This is a genomic window from Nereida ignava (genome assembly GCF_047114695.1).
Taxonomy (GTDB): domain Bacteria; phylum Pseudomonadota; class Alphaproteobacteria; order Rhodobacterales; family Rhodobacteraceae; genus Nereida; species Nereida ignava.
In genome coordinates this window covers 2,317,356-2,331,759 of sequence record NZ_CP112885.1, presented here as the reverse complement: position 1 = coordinate 2,331,759, position 14,404 = coordinate 2,317,356, and the positions used below count along the sequence as shown (strand labels likewise).

14 protein-coding genes are annotated in these 14,404 nt (G+C 55.5%); 8 read left to right on the top strand and 6 right to left on the bottom strand.

The features are described 5' to 3' along the window. Window positions 1–80: 80 nt before the first annotated feature. A complete protein-coding gene (metF, locus tag OLX08_RS11470; protein ID WP_391481531.1) occupies window positions 81–947 on the top strand; it encodes a methylenetetrahydrofolate reductase [NAD(P)H] in 867 nt (288 codons plus the stop codon). Here metF and OLX08_RS11465 read toward each other — a convergent pair. Together OLX08_RS11465 and OLX08_RS11460 are read right to left on the bottom strand one after the other, a co-directional pair. Then, complete coding sequence (locus tag OLX08_RS11465; RefSeq protein ID WP_391481530.1) at window positions 913–1,167, bottom strand: hypothetical protein; 255 nt, start codon at window positions 1,165–1,167, stop codon at window positions 913–915. The two genes, metF and OLX08_RS11465, sit on opposite strands and share 35 nt — an antisense overlap. Beyond that, complete coding sequence (locus tag OLX08_RS11460; RefSeq protein WP_391481529.1) at window positions 1,149–1,895, bottom strand: DUF2235 domain-containing protein; 747 nt, start codon at window positions 1,893–1,895, stop codon at window positions 1,149–1,151. Before OLX08_RS11460 ends, OLX08_RS11465 begins: the two co-directional genes overlap by 19 nt. 257 nt (window positions 1,896–2,152) lie before the next feature. Here OLX08_RS11460 and OLX08_RS11455 point away from each other — a divergent pair, with 257 nt between their 5' ends. The 3 genes from OLX08_RS11455 to OLX08_RS11445 all read left to right on the top strand — a co-directional run bounded on the left by OLX08_RS11455 (window position 2,153) and on the right by OLX08_RS11445 (window position 6,461). Beyond that, entirely contained in the window at window positions 2,153–5,044 is a 2,892-nt protein-coding gene (locus OLX08_RS11455) for a valine--tRNA ligase (protein WP_391481528.1), read from the top strand. A 44-nt stretch (window positions 5,045–5,088) separates the two neighbouring features. Beyond that, window positions 5,089–6,189, top strand: coding sequence for a pyridoxal phosphate-dependent aminotransferase (locus OLX08_RS11450; protein WP_391481527.1), 1,101 nt, complete (start codon window positions 5,089–5,091; stop codon window positions 6,187–6,189). A gap of 74 nt (window positions 6,190–6,263) precedes the next feature. Then, window positions 6,264–6,461: a hypothetical protein gene (locus tag OLX08_RS11445; protein WP_391481526.1), complete on the top strand. Its 198-nt coding sequence runs from the start codon at window positions 6,264–6,266 to the stop codon at window positions 6,459–6,461. A 23-nt stretch (window positions 6,462–6,484) separates the two neighbouring features. Here OLX08_RS11445 and OLX08_RS11440 read toward each other — a convergent pair whose 3' ends face one another. After that, window positions 6,485–7,681, bottom strand: coding sequence for a pyridoxal-phosphate-dependent aminotransferase family protein (locus tag OLX08_RS11440; RefSeq protein ID WP_391481525.1), 1,197 nt, complete (start codon window positions 7,679–7,681; stop codon window positions 6,485–6,487). Between the two features lie 155 nt (window positions 7,682–7,836). On the opposite strand from OLX08_RS11440, the gene OLX08_RS11435 reads away from it, so the two are divergent. Together OLX08_RS11435 and OLX08_RS11430 are read left to right on the top strand one after the other, a co-directional pair. Beyond that, on the top strand, window positions 7,837–9,744 hold the full coding sequence (locus tag OLX08_RS11435; RefSeq protein ID WP_391481524.1) for an ABC transporter ATP-binding protein: 1,908 nt from the start codon (window positions 7,837–7,839) through the stop codon (window positions 9,742–9,744). A gap of 19 nt (window positions 9,745–9,763) precedes the next feature. After that, a complete protein-coding gene (locus tag OLX08_RS11430) occupies window positions 9,764–10,492 on the top strand; it encodes a YgfZ/GcvT domain-containing protein (RefSeq protein WP_391481523.1) in 729 nt (242 codons plus the stop codon). On the opposite strand, the gene efp is transcribed toward OLX08_RS11430, so the two are convergent. After that, window positions 10,489–11,052 carry an elongation factor P gene (gene efp, locus OLX08_RS11425; RefSeq protein ID WP_048598312.1) on the bottom strand — a complete coding sequence of 188 codons (564 nt, stop codon included), beginning with the start codon at window positions 11,050–11,052 and terminating at the stop codon, window positions 10,489–10,491. The genes OLX08_RS11430 and efp overlap by 4 nt on opposite strands. Window positions 11,053–11,264: 212 nt before the next feature. Between efp and OLX08_RS11420 the strand changes: the two genes are divergently transcribed. Beyond that, a complete protein-coding gene (locus OLX08_RS11420; RefSeq protein WP_048598313.1) occupies window positions 11,265–11,582 on the top strand; it encodes a DUF6280 family protein in 318 nt (105 codons plus the stop codon). 104 nt (window positions 11,583–11,686) lie between these two features. Here OLX08_RS11420 and OLX08_RS11415 read toward each other — a convergent pair whose 3' ends face one another. Continuing rightward, a complete protein-coding gene (locus tag OLX08_RS11415; protein ID WP_391481522.1) occupies window positions 11,687–12,259 on the bottom strand; it encodes a cobalamin biosynthesis protein CobQ in 573 nt (190 codons plus the stop codon). Between the two features lie 52 nt (window positions 12,260–12,311). On the opposite strand from OLX08_RS11415, the gene OLX08_RS11410 reads away from it, so the two are divergent. After that, window positions 12,312–13,778, top strand: a complete 1,467-nt coding sequence (locus OLX08_RS11410) for a cobyric acid synthase (RefSeq protein ID WP_391481521.1) — start codon at window positions 12,312–12,314, stop codon at window positions 13,776–13,778. Here the strand turns inward: OLX08_RS11410 and OLX08_RS11405 are convergent. Then, window positions 13,775–14,368, bottom strand: a complete 594-nt coding sequence (locus OLX08_RS11405) for a hypothetical protein (protein WP_391481520.1) — start codon at window positions 14,366–14,368, stop codon at window positions 13,775–13,777. The genes OLX08_RS11410 and OLX08_RS11405 overlap by 4 nt on opposite strands. Window positions 14,369–14,404 lie beyond the last annotated feature (36 nt).

Sequence of the window (14,404 nt, the reverse complement as noted above, 5' to 3'; positions counted from 1 at the left end):
TCATAATGATGGTGAGCGTTATGAACTTGCCTCAAGTAATGCCCGCAGGCACAAAAACGCAAGCCAAAAAGGAATATGCCATGCCAAGCCCATCTGTGAGTTTCGAGTTCTTTCCGCCCAAATCCATCCCCGCCGCGTTCCGCCTTTGGGATTGCGTGCAAACTCTTGCGCCCCTTGATCCGTCATTCGTGTCCGTGACCTACGGCGCGGGCGGCACGACCCGCAAACTCACCCACGAGGCCGTCAGTGCGCTGAGTAGCCAGACAGACCTGACCGTGGCCGCACATCTGACCTGCGTCGATCAAACCCGTGATGAGACGTTGGAAATTGCGCGCGCCTACATGGACCAAGGCGTGCGCCAGATTGTGGCGCTTCGCGGGGACGCCCCCAAAGGCCAAGCGCAGTTCACACCGCACCCCGAAGGCTTTGCATCGTCCCTTGAGTTGATCAGCGCGCTTAAAGTTGAAGGCGCTGAGCACATTCGCGTCGGCGCTTATCCAGATTGCCATCCTGATGCCACGAACATGAAGGCCAATGTTGACTGGCTGAAACGTAAGATAGACGCAGGCGCCGACAGCGCATTAACGCAGTTCTTCTTTGAGGCCGACACGTTCCTGCGGTTTCGCGATCACTGCGCAGCAGCAGGCATCACCGCGCCGATCATCCCCGGCATTTTGCCAATCGAGACATGGTCTGGCGTGCGCGCTTTTGCCAACGCCTGCGGCACACCAACGCCGCGCTGGCTTGATGATGCATTCGACAAAGCAACCCGCGATAACCGTGCCGACCTGCTGGCAATTTCCCTGGCAACAGAACTGTGCGATACGCTGATTACGGAAGGTGTCGAACAGCTGCATTTCTATACGCTGAACAAGCCAGAAATGACCCGGGACGTATGCCACGCCTTGGGGATTACTCCGCAACTCGAACTTGAGAAAGTCGCCTGACACCGCGGCGCATCTCAACGGCCAGCGGGTGGATCGCCTCGGACGGATCAAGCCCGACGCGCCGACGTTTGCGGGACAAAAACACCACTGACAGCCCACGCCAATTCCCCGTTGAAGGCGCGTTGGGGTTTTCTACAAACCGCCCGCGCCAGTCACGGGGCAACGGCACGCCGCAGTGATCCAAGTGACCCAACATCCAGTTCAGTGGGATATTCGCCAAACCGCGGTCCACCACATACGCCCCGATCTGCCCGCCCACATCACCGTGCGTGCCCGAAAACAAACTTGCTCCATCTGCACACCGCGCCAGTCTGGCCGGGTCTCCCATTTGACCGGCATATATGCCCGCCGCGTCTCATCAAGCGCCAACGCGTGAAATCCGTTTCGGACATTCTGGCCAAGCGTGTGGGAATGAAACAGGTGCTTCTTTTCGGTGATCCGCCACAATAGAGGCAACCGTAGCCCAAGGGCTTTGACCGTGTCCCAAACACCAATCATCTCAATCGGTGTATCTGGGTGACAATGGGCATTCGAAAACGCGCGCCGCACGTCTGAGTTGCTGCCACTTTCGTAATGCCTGTAGGCCGTGCGAATATTGCGCACTGTTGCATGTTCGCGCTGCAAAAGGCCAATCTGGTCCACCATGCCCGCCAAACTGCGCACCGCATAAGCCCCACGCGAAAACCCAACCAGAACAATTTTGTCGCCTGCCCTGTAGCGACTTGCCAGATACCCATAGGCGCGCCGGATCTGCCGGTTGATGCCGCGCCCTACCATGACATCCCACGTTGTGCGCCAGTCAAACCACTGGATGCCCGGCTCATAATAAACGGATAGTTGCGGGCTTTCGCCGACTTCTTGAAGTAGCTTGAAAACATGCCCCGCGTTCGTCTCACGCCCCGCGCTCAACGATGACATGGTACCATCAAGGATAATGACATGGGTCACGCTGGCGCTATGCGTGCCCTCTTTGATTTGCTGCGGAGCAGGCCCCCGCGTAATCCACCTGAATAATCGCCTAAACACAACGCGCTCTCCTTGGACCAGCTATCGCACAAGCGGCCATCACACCCCAACCAAACTGACGTGAAAACAGTGTAATATTTCGTAACGCAGCCGCAATGGGTCAGTTGTCTGCTCACAGGCCTTTTCCTTGGGGCGTAGCTCGGCTATCTGAGGGCCAATCTGATAAGGGATGAAGATCGATGGCACTGGACAAAACTTTCAATGCAGCCGAGGCAGAGGCGCGTCTTTACAAAGCATGGGAGGACAGCGGTGCCTTCAAAGCAGGTGCAAACGCATCGCGCCCCGAGACGTTCTCTATCGTGATCCCGCCCCCCAACGTCACCGGCAATCTGCACGTTGGGCACGCATTCAACAACACGCTGCAAGACATCTTGATCCGCTGGAAACGCATGCAGGGCTACGACACCCTGTGGCAAGCGGGCACAGATCACGCTGGCATCGCAACCCAGCTTGTGACCGAGCGTGAAATGGCTGCCAACGGCGAACCCACCCGTGCTGAAATGGGTCGTGACGCCTTCATCGAGCGCGTCTGGCAGCAAAAAACCCGCACACGTGGCAATATCATCGGTCAATTGAAACGTCTTGGCGCGTCTTGTGACTGGGACCGTGAGGCCTTTACGATGGGCGGCGCCAAAGGTGACCCGGAAGCCGGCAACGGCGCACCAAACTTTCACGACGCAGTCATCAAAGTCTTCGTAGAGATGTACAACAAGGGCCTGATCTACCGCGGCAAACGTCTGGTGAACTGGGACCCCCATTTTGAAACGGCGATCTCTGATCTTGAGGTTGAGAACGTCGAAGTTGCAGGCCACATGTGGCACTTCAAATACCCGCTCGCGGGTGGTGAGACATATACGTACATCGAAAAAGATGCTGACGGCGTCGAAATCCTGCGTGAAGAGCGGGATTATATTTCCATCGCGACCACGCGCCCTGAAACAATGCTTGGGGACGGTGCTGTTGCCGTAAATCCACGCGATGAACGCTATGCGCCAATCGTTGGCAAGCTGTGCGAAATTCCCGTGGGGCCCAAAGAGCATCGCCGCTTGATCCCGATCATCACCGATGATTATCCTGATATGGAGTTCGGCTCTGGTGCGGTGAAAATCACCGGCGCGCACGATCCTAATGACTATCTGGTGGCAAAGCGCGCAGGCATCCCGCTCTATAACCTTATGGACACCAAAGCAGCGATGCGTGCCGATGGCCGCAGCTATGCCGAAGAAGCCGCAACTGCTTTGCGCATCGCACGGGGCGAGGAAGACTTCGACGAGGCGAAAATCGCCGCGATGAACCTTGTTCCCGATGATTACCGCGGCCTTGACCGGTTTGAGGCCCGCAAGAAAGTGATCGCCGACATCACAGCCGAAGGTTTGGCCGTGATGACACAAGAGACCTTCAAAGATGAGGATGGCAACGAGGCAACCCGCAGCGTGCCGCTTGTTGAGAACAAGCCGATCATGCAGCCGTTCTGCGACCGCTCAAAAGTGGTGATGGAGCCTATGCTAACGGATCAATGGTTTGTCGACGCGTCGAAAATCGTGGGTCCCGCCCTTGATGCTGTGCGTGACGGCCGCACGACAATTTTGCCCAAAAGCGAAGAGAAAGTATATTTCCACTGGCTTGAGAACATCGAACCGTGGTGCATCTCGCGGCAATTGTGGTGGGGACACCAGATCCCCGTTTGGTTTGACGGCGACGGCAACCAGTATTGCGCCGCAACCGAAGCAGAGGCTCAGGCCCTTGCAGGTGACGGTGTTGCACTTACCCGTGATCCCGATGTTCTGGACACATGGTTCTCGTCCGGCCTTTGGCCAATCGGCACACTTGGCTGGCCAGAACAAACCGCGGAACTGGCGCGCTATCACCCCACATCAACACTGATCACTGGCACAGATATTCTGTTCTTCTGGGTAGCCCGAATGATGATGATGCAGCTGTCCGTGGTGAACGACATTCCGTTCGACACAGTCTATCTGCACGGCCTTGTGCGCGATGCCCAAGGCAAGAAGATGTCGAAAACCACCGGCAACGTGATCGACCCGATCGATATCATTGACGAATACGGCGCGGATGCTTTGCGTTTTGCCAATGCGGCGATGGCGTCTCTGGGCGGGGTGCTGAAACTCGATATGCAGCGTATCGCAGGTTACCGTAACTTTGGCACCAAAATCTGGAACGCCCACCGCTTTGCCGAAATGAACGGCGCTGTGGGCGGCAACGGCACGCGTCCAGAGCCCACCGCAGCAGTCAACCGCTGGATCATTGGTGAGACGGCCAAAGTGCTTGCAGACGTGAACGCAGCCCTTGAAGCTTACCGTTTTAACGATGCGGCCAATGCGCTTTATGCATTTGTGTGGGGCAAGGTTTGTGATTGGTATGTGGAGCTGTCAAAGCCGCTGTTGCAGGGCGATGATGATACGCACAAAGCCGAAACCCAAGCGACCATGGCATGGGTTTTGGACCAGTGCTTGATCCTTCTGCATCCCATTATGCCTTATGTCACCGAAGAACTTTGGGGCACATCAGGCGACCGCAAATCCATGTTGGTCCATGCACAATGGCCAAGCTACGGCGCGGACCTTGTGGATCCGGCCGCGGACGAAGAACTGAACTGGGTAATCTCTTTCATCGACGCGGTCCGTTCCGCACGCGCGCAAATGAACGTGCCTGCGGGCCTCTATATTCCGGTTCTCGCGATGAATATCGATCCGGCAGCACGGGCGGCTTACACCGCCAATGAGGCAATGATCAAACGTCTTGCGCGGATCGATAACCTGTCTGATGCGGCAGAGACCCCCAAAGGGGCGATCTCTGTGAACGCCGGTGCATCAAGCTTTGCGCTGCCGCTCAAAGACATTATCGACGTGGACAAAGAAAACGCCCGCCTGTCCAAAAACCTGCTCAAGCTTGAGAAGGAAATCAAAGGGCTCGAGGGCCGCGTCAACAATCCAAAGTTCGCGCAATCCGCACCTGCGGAAGTGGTTGAAGAAGCCAAAGCGAACCTGTCAGAACGTCAAGGCGAGGCAGAGATTGTTCGCTCTGCTTTGGCCCGCTTGGCCGAAATTTAGGCAGGCGTTCCCAGGCACTCGGGCGGCAAAGAAAGGTGTTGAACATGAGCAATGATTTTCTAACGCCGCTCGCCCGTGACTTGCCGGCCTCAGTCCCTTTTGTTGGGCCAGAGGCGCAAGAACGCGCCTGTGGTGCAGCCTTTACCGCGCGGCTTGGCGCAAACGAGTCTGCCTTTGGCCCCTCACCCAAAGCGATTGCGGCTATGCAGCACGCGGCGACTGAGGCTTGGCAATACGCCGATCCAGAGGCGCATGAGTTGAAACACGCTTTGGCGGAATTCCACAACGTCAGCCCGGATCACATCATGATTGGCGAAGGCATCGACGGTCTTCTGGCCAATCTGGTGCGTCTCACAATTACTGAAGGTGACCATGCGGTCACGTCACTGGGGGCCTACCCCACGTTCAATTATCATGTTGTGGGATTTGGCGGCACATTGGCGACAGTGCCATACCGGGACGACCGTGAAGACATCACTGCCCTCTGGGAAAAGGCGCGACAGACCCCGCGCACCAAGCTGATGTATCTCTCTAATCCCGACAATCCGATGGGCACGGCACATAGTGCAAAAGTGATTGAGGCAGCCATTAAGGACATTCCTGCAGGCGTTCTTTTGGTGCTCGACGAGGCCTATGCGGACACCCATCATGACCTGCCGCAGATTGATGCCAATACCCCGAATGTCATTCGGATGCGCACATTTTCAAAGGCTTACGGGCTTGCAGGGGCACGGGTCGGCTACGCACTTGGCGCGCCGGAGGTCATCGCGGCATTCAACAAAGTGCGAAACCATTTCGGCATGTCGCGGGTCGGGATGGCAGGTGCGCTGGCCGCATTGCAAGACCAAAGCTATCTGAAGAAAACAGTAGCACAAATTGACGCATCCAAGGCGCGCATTGCCGAAATCGCTAGCGCACACGGACTTACCTGCCTGCCCTCACATACTAATTTTGTTGCAATTGATTGCGGCCGTGACGAGGCTTTCGCAGTCCGGGTGATGAACGAATTGCTCGAACGCTGCATCTTCGTGCGCAAGCCCGCCGTGGCCCCCCAAAGCCGTGCTATCCGCGTGTCCTGTGGCCCGCAAGACGCCATGGACGCATTTGAAAAGGCATTTGCAGCGACTATGGCGAAGTTAGCGTAATTTGAATTAATTCTTGCCTGAGAGCTTTGCCGCCATAAAGTTATGTTTAACCATTGGCTTCTAGCGTGCAGAGTATGTCTTATCGAAAACCCATTTCTGACCGTGCAGAGCGTTACACAAAGCCGTTCTTATGGAGTTTTGGAGCGCTGCTCTTTATGGCGATCTTCGCGATCTACACCCATTGGGGCACTGTTGGCGTGATGCTCTTTGCCTACAGTTTTGACCTGTTAATCATCAGGCGCATTCCACAAAAAATCAAAGAACGCGCCTGACAACCATTAAGCATCCTGTGCTGTTATCCCTGCCCCGCCAGAAGGCGCGTCGCTGCTTCAAGTGCTCCGTCCCCATGGGGCAAACCGGTGGCTACAAGCCCTGTTTGAATTGTGCCCAACGCACCCAAAATCATTTGCGCGTTCACATAGCCCATGTGACCGACACGGAAAAAACCGTCTGACTTTGGATCGTCTTCGGTTGCCATACCCAACCCGATACCAAGGGTAAGACCCGCATTTGCGCTCACCCAATTTCGCAGGGTCGTCGCGTGCGGGGCACCGGTGCGCAATGTTGTCACCGCATGACTGCGCAGCGCACGATCTGCGATGTTCAACTCAAGAGGGCCATCTTTTGACCAACACTCAAACGCGGCCCAAACGGCCTCAGCCAACACACGGTGCCGCGCCAAGACGTTCTCATAGCCTTCCTCGTTGATCATATCCAACGCTTCACGCAATCCATAAATATGATGCGTTGGGGCTGTGCCGCACCAATGCAGATAGAAAAACTCTGGGTTCGTGCGCGGGCGCCAATCCCAATAACGCGACAGGCATCCGTTTGCTTCGCGAATGTCATCGGCTTTGTCACTGTAGAAAACAAAGCTCATCCCCGCCGGCACCATCAGGCCCTTTTGACAACCTGCGACCATCACATCGACGCCCCACGCGTCCATGCGGAAATCATCACAGCCAAAACTTGCGATACAATCCGCCATTAACAGCGCATCACTGCCCGCCTCGTCCATCAAAGCACGCACCGCAGACACGTCGTTTTTCACCGAGGTCGATGTATCAACGTGCACCATCAAGACCGCTTTGGCCTGAGGCGTCGCCGCAAGAGCCTCGGCGACACGGGCGGGATCAAAACTGCTGCGTCTGCCAAAATCCAGAACATGCGCGGTGACGCCCATCGCCTTGGCCATATCTGCCCAGCCATTAGCGAACAGCCCGGTCATGATGACGATCACCTCATCACCTGCAGAAAGCGTGTTGAACAAAGCGGCCTCCCATGCGGCATGGCCGTTACCGATGTACATCGCAACGTGATGCTTGGTCCGCGCCATCGCCTTGAGATCAGCAGGCAGTGTTTCAGTGATCTCAATCAGTTCACCCTCATAAATGTTGGGCGACGGGCGGTGCATCGCCTGCAAAACGCGGTCTGGCATAACAGAAGGACCGGGAATAGCGAGGTAGTGGCGACCGTGGGTAAGCGATGTCATTTTAAATATCCTTGAAAGGCTCGGATCTGTTCCGATGGCTTAGAGCTAGACCGCCGATGCGCGTTGGTCAATTCGTGACCCTTGCGCCAACGTGTTTGCCAGAATAGACCGTAGGTTACGCATCTGCCCTGCCTAACTGAAAGTGCGCAACGACAGTGACCGAAACATCCCCCCCTTCAACTGATATAGCCGCGCAAAGCCCTGTTGCTGCGGGCACACCTCGGACCCTCACGGACCGTGCGCTTTTTGGCTGGCTTTGGACACGGTTTTTGCGTCCGCACACAGGCTGGCTGATCATCGCGTTGATCTTCATGGCCGTCGAAGGCTCTATGTTGGGGCTGTTGTCGTATATGCTACAGCCGATGTTCGATACGGTGTTTGTGGGCGGCAACAAAAGTGCGGCTTACGTCGTAGGCGGCGTTATTTTTGGCATCTTTGCGGTTCGTGCCATCACAACTGTCGGTCAGCGCGCGATCCTGACGCGCATCGCCCAAAAGACCGAAGGCACCATTAAATCCGATATGGCGCGCCACCTGATGAGCCTCGACATGGGGTTTCATCAAAAGAACCCACCGGGATATCTGATTGAGCGTGTGCAAGGCGATGTGCAAGGCGTGAACCAAGTCTGGATGGCGCTGATCACCGGTGCGGGCCGTGATGCAGTGACCCTTGTGGCACTTTTGGTTGTGGTGCTGTCCATCGATTGGGTCTGGACGCTTGTTACCCTGATCGGGCTGCCGCTTATGATCCTACCAAGCCAGCTGATGCAGCGGTTTGTGCGGCGCAAAGCCACCAATGCCCGCGATGTTGCGGCCTCTATGTCTACGCGTCTTGACGAAATTTTTCACGGCATGGCCCCCATCAAGCTGAACCGCTTGGAGACGTATCAAGATGACCGCTACACTGGACTGATCTCGAAACGTGTCCGCGTTGAAGTACAAGCCGCGATTGGCCGTGCAATGATGTCTGGTCTTGCGGATTTGGTGGCAGGCATCGGCTTTTTTGCAGTGCTGGTTTATGGCGCGAGCGACATCATTTCGGGCGAAAAGACAATCGGTGAATTCATGTCCTTCTTTACGGCCATGGGATTTGCGTTTGAGCCCCTGCGCCGCTTGGCCGGTCTTGCAGGTATTTGGCAAACGGCTGCGGCGGGGATTGAACGGCTCAAAGAGTTATTTGAAACCACGCCGGATCAGATCAAAGCGCCAGTTTCCATAACCCCGCTACCTGTAGAAACCGGCGACATTGTCCTACGCGACGTGCATCTTAGCTACGGCGATCATCCAGTGTTGCAGGGCGCAAGCTTTACCGCCGCCGCGGGTCAAACAACCGCGCTGGTGGGCGCATCTGGCGCGGGCAAATCGACTGTGTTCAACTTGCTAACGCGCCTCAATGACCCAAGCGCCGGTCAGGTAATGTTGGGCGATACGGACATTACCCAATTTGACATCAACGCGCTGCGCTCACTTTATTCCGTGGTGACACAAGACGCGCTGCTCTTTGATGAAACCATCCGCGAAAATATTTTGTTGGGTCAGAGCAACGTCACAGACGAACAGCTTGCTGCTGCCCTTGATGCGGCCCACGTCAGTGCGTTTTTGCCCAAGCTTGAGCAAGGCATTGATACCCCCGCAGGTCCAAGGGGGTCAGCGCTGTCTGGCGGGCAACGACAGCGCGTTGCGATCGCGCGCGCGCTTTTGCGTGACACGCCGATCTTGCTGTTGGACGAGGCGACATCGGCTCTCGACACCCAATCGGAAAAACTGGTCCAAGATGCGCTTGAGAAGCTTTCAAAAGGCCGCACAACACTAGTGATCGCACACCGCTTGTCGACAATTCAAAACGCCGACAAGATTGTGGTGATGGACCGTGGGCGCGTCGTTGAGGAAGGCAGCCACGGGGCACTGATGGCACTTGGTGGTGCATATGCCGCCCTTCATGCTGCGCAATTCAAAGACGGCAAAACAGTCCACCGCGCACCGTATCTCAGCACCCCGTCCGAGACCGAAGAGGCCCCGAGTATTTGGACGTCACTGACTAACCTGTTCCGCCGCTCAACGTAATTAACTGTAGGCATAATCCATGACCGACCGCACCGTTTTTACAATCACAGGGCCTGACCGTCATAGCTTTCTGGCAGGGCTCATCACCAATTCATTTGATGCGCAGAGCCCACTGACATATGCGGCGCTGTTGACCGCGCAGGGTAAATTTGTTGCTGATTTCTTCTTGCTCAATGACGCGGAACAAGTGTTGCTTGATGTGGCCAGCACCCACGCCAGCCTGCTGTTCACGCGGCTGAACATGTATAAACTGCGCGCAGATGTGGCCATTGCGCAAAGTGATCTGTCCGTATCGCTTGGCAGCGGCCATGCTGATCCGCGCCACCCTGAATTACCCCATCGTGCTTATAGCACCACAAGCGATAGCAGCGCGTCTTCAGCGATCACATCGGACGCGCTTTCAGCCCTGAGCGTACGTTTGGCCGTGCCACAAACAGGGATTGAGCTGACGCCCGACACCTACATTCTTGAGGCGGGGTTCGAGCGCCTGAACGGCATAGACTTCAAAAAGGGATGTTTTGTCGGGCAAGAGATTTGTGCGCGGATGAAACATAAGACCGAGCTGAAAAAGGGTCTAGTGAAGGTCGCCCATGATGGCAGCGCAAAGGCCGATACCCCCATCACCAAGGACGGCAAGCCTGCGGGTCATCTTTATTCAGTGTCGGGGAATTTGGGACTGGCGCATATCAGATTTGACCGCGCCGATGGGATGAGGGCAGATGAAACCGCCCTCACCGTTATCGATTAGGCGCGCTCTGCGTATTCCATCGTTTCTGTGTTCACGACGATGTCTTCGTCCTGACCAACAAACGGTGGCACCATTACTTTGAAACCGTTATCCAAAACTGCTGGCTTAAAGCTGTTTGCGGCTGTCTGACCTTTGACGACTGGCTCTGTCTCAACAACTTTGCACACGACTTTTTGTGGCAGCGTTGCGTTAAGCGCTTCGGCTTCGTGGTATTCGATGACGATGGTCATGCCGTCTTGCAAGAATGCGCGACGCTCGCCCAAAATATCTGCAGGCAGTTCAATTTGCTCATAAGTCTCGGTGTCCATGAACGTCAACATGCCGTCGCTTTCAAAAAGGAACTGCTGGTCTTTTTGCTCAAGGCGGACGCGCTCAACTTTGTCGGCACTGCGAAAACGCTCGTTAAGCTTTGAGCCGTTACGAAGGTTCTTCATCTCGACCTGAGCAAAAGCACCGCCCTTACCCGGCTTCACATGGTCTACTTTAACAGCGGCCCAAAGCCCGCCGTTATGTTCCAAAACATTACCTGGTCTGATCTCGTTTCCGTTGATTTTTGGCATAGGTCGGATGTCCCGCAAGTGTTGATATACTATTAACAGCGCCTATATCCTTGGTAACGGAAGCTGGCAAGCAAGGGCCGATTATTACAATTCAGTAAAAAGCCATGCGTTTTCATCATGACAGCCATGCAAAAAATACTTCCCCGAATCGTATTGAATGGTCCATAACGACCCAACGCCGAGAACAAGACCAACTGTATTTAGGAGACGAGATGCAAGATTTCGTTGATGGCACTGCATTTAACAACGAACAAGGCAACCGCGCACGCAAGCTATTTGCAGCGGTGGTGCTGGCCGCATTGGACGATGCGATCGCTGATGACAAGAAATACGGAAATGGTCCAGACCAAATCGCCCGTTGGGCACGTTCACGTGATGGCCGCGAAGTTCTAAGCTGCGCAGGTATTGATCCGAACGAACGTGTTGTCGAAGGTTTGATGGACTTTGTTGGCAAGGGCGTACGGACATCCGTGGCACTTAGCCGTGAAGAAAGCGAGCGTCGCAACGCAGCACAGGCCGAAGCCGCTTAAGCGTACTGCGAACCTCACTACAAAAGAATTTATAGAATGCGTCCTAATATTTAGGGCGCATTTTTTATAAGCGATTTACCGCGGCTGTCCCCATTATTTTCAGGCTAAAACACAAACGCCCAGATTAAGCCGGGCACAACCTGTGCCGCCATCAAAACACCACTCAAGCCGACGATCAGCTTGCTGCCCCAAAAACGTCGTACGATGAAAGCGCCAGCAATCAGGCTCATCCCCATTTCAATCGGCGCGACAATCCCAGCATAATGATTGCGATCCCAATAGCTGAGCGGGCTTTGGTAAATCCAATCCGTTAGGGGCCAGAAATGCGCCCGCCCATCATCGTGATGCAGCGGAAAATCAAACAGCAGATGTAAAAGAGCCGCTCCACAAAGAGCAATTGCCCAATCCAGCCGCCACCAAAGCGCCGCGGCAAAGCCAGCCTCCCATAAAATAAAACTGTTATCGATCCGAAAAACGGCCTGCCAGAGGTCGGAAAAGTAAAGCTCGCCGAACACAATGCGCGCATCAATTCCCATCACAAACAGTGACCACCCTGCCATCACATAAAGCGATGCATCAGGGATCAGCGCACCGGCCAATGCGGCAGCCGTGACCCGTGACGCGTTCGGGCGACCAAATACCGCCAGTCCAAAAATCAGATGTGCCGGTGTGTTCATCGTAGCCCTCCGCTGCGGGTCAATGTAAACACAGGTAACGCGAGGGGGCACAATGACAAAAGCAATCATGATACAGGGTGCCGGCTCAAATGTGGGCAAGTCGATCTTGGTGGCTGGCATCGCGCGTGCGTGCGTGCGGCGCGGCATGAGCGTGCGCCCGTTCAAGCCGCAAAACATGTCCAACAACGCCGCTGTCACTGAAGATGGGGGCGAGATTGGGCGTGCCCAAGCGCTTCAGGCAATGGCCTGTGGCGTGGCCCCGCACACGGATATGAACCCCGTTTTGCTCAAGCCCGAAACTGACATTGGTGCCCAAGTCATCGTACAAGGCGAGCGCGTTGCCACACTCAAAGCACGTGATTACGCCAAAGCAAAACCCAAGCTTATGCAAGCCGTCCTTGAAAGTTTTCACCGTCTCGCAAGCACTACCGATCTGGTCATCATCGAAGGCGCGGGCTCACCTGCGGAGGTCAACTTGCGCGCGGGCGACATTGCGAACATGGGTTTTGCCGAAGCTGCAGGGGTTCCCGTGGCCCTAATCGGCGACATTGATCGCGGCGGCGTTATTGCCCAACTGGTCGGCACCCATGTGGTGCTACCCTCCGAGGACCGCGCGCGGATTAAGGCATTCGGCATCAACAAATTTCGCGGCGATACCACCCTGTTTGATGAGGGGCTAACCGCAATCATGGATCACACCGGCTGGACGTCGTTGGGCGTGATCCCTTGGTTTGCCGATGCGTGGAAACTGCCTGCCGAAGATGTGATGGATGTTGCCAGCCGAACAGGTGGGGCGTTCAAGATTGCCGTGCCGCGCCTTGGCCGCATCGCAAATTTTGATGATCTGGACCCGCTTTCGTCAGAGCCGGACATAACAGTTGAAATCATTGAGGCCGGACGCCCCCTGCCCGCTGATGCGCAACTGGTTTTGATACCGGGCAGTAAATCAACAATCGCCGATCTGGCCCATTTCAAGCAACAAGGCTGGGACATCGACCTACAGGCCCATGTGCGGCGTGGCGGTCATGTGTTGGGTATTTGCGGTGGGTATCAGATGTTGGGGAGCAGAATCCATGATCCCGATGGCATTGAGGGACCAGCTTGTTCCGTCGATGGACTGGGTCTGCTTGACGTTGAAACGGTTATGCACCCCCAAAAACGCCTTAGCTTATCATCCGCGTTTCACAAGGCATCCGGCCACCCCGTTGACGGGTATGAAATTCACTTAGGCAAAACGACAGGCAAAGACTGCAACGCCGCGTGGTTGACCCTTGATGGGCGCTCTGAGGGGGCCGCATCCGCGAATGGCAGGATCAAAGGGTGTTATCTGCACGGGCTTTTTACAGCAGATAAATTCCGCGCAGCGTACCTTGCAGAATTGGGCGGCACATCAAGGCAGCTTGATTATCAAGGCGATGTAGAGGCCACGCTTGATGCGCTTGCTGATCACCTAGAGAAGCATATGGATATCGATGCTTTGTTGTCATGCGCCGCTGATGTACGCGGATCTACGGCCTAATCCAGATCGATACTTGCCATTGCGCGGTGAATTTCGCGCCGTACCAGTTTTCGGACATTACGGCTGATCCGCTCGCCTAACTCGCCCTGAAGTTCCTCTCGGACAAGTTTGCCGATCAACTCGCGCAGAGCATCCTCATCCATCACATGCTCTTGGAACATGTTGTCGTCTTCGGCTGAATTTGCCGAAGTTTCCGGACCAACCTCATCCGCCACAACTGAGGACAGATCAGAATCCGACAAAAGCGCCGCCTCAGCTTCTTGATCCTCATATGGGGGCACCTGAGACGCGGTGGATTTCGCGTCACCGGTAAAAAACGCCACTACGTTATCTTCGATCTCAGTTGCGGCCGCTGTGGCAACTGCATGCTCAATCGGTGCGGTAGCAGCTGCTGTATCCACCGCCTCATCAAGATCCACGCGCAACGCTTCGGTCAGCAACAGCCGTGCAGCAGGTTTTTGCGCATCTGACGTAGGCTCTGCAGCTGGTGTCTCCGCCGCACTCTGGCGCGCAGGTGCATCATCGGCGACCAATCGACGAATAGACGACAAAACGTCTTCGATATCTGCGTTATTGACTGTGTCCGACATTGAGTTTGCCCGTAAGTTGCTTACCGCGACATTAGC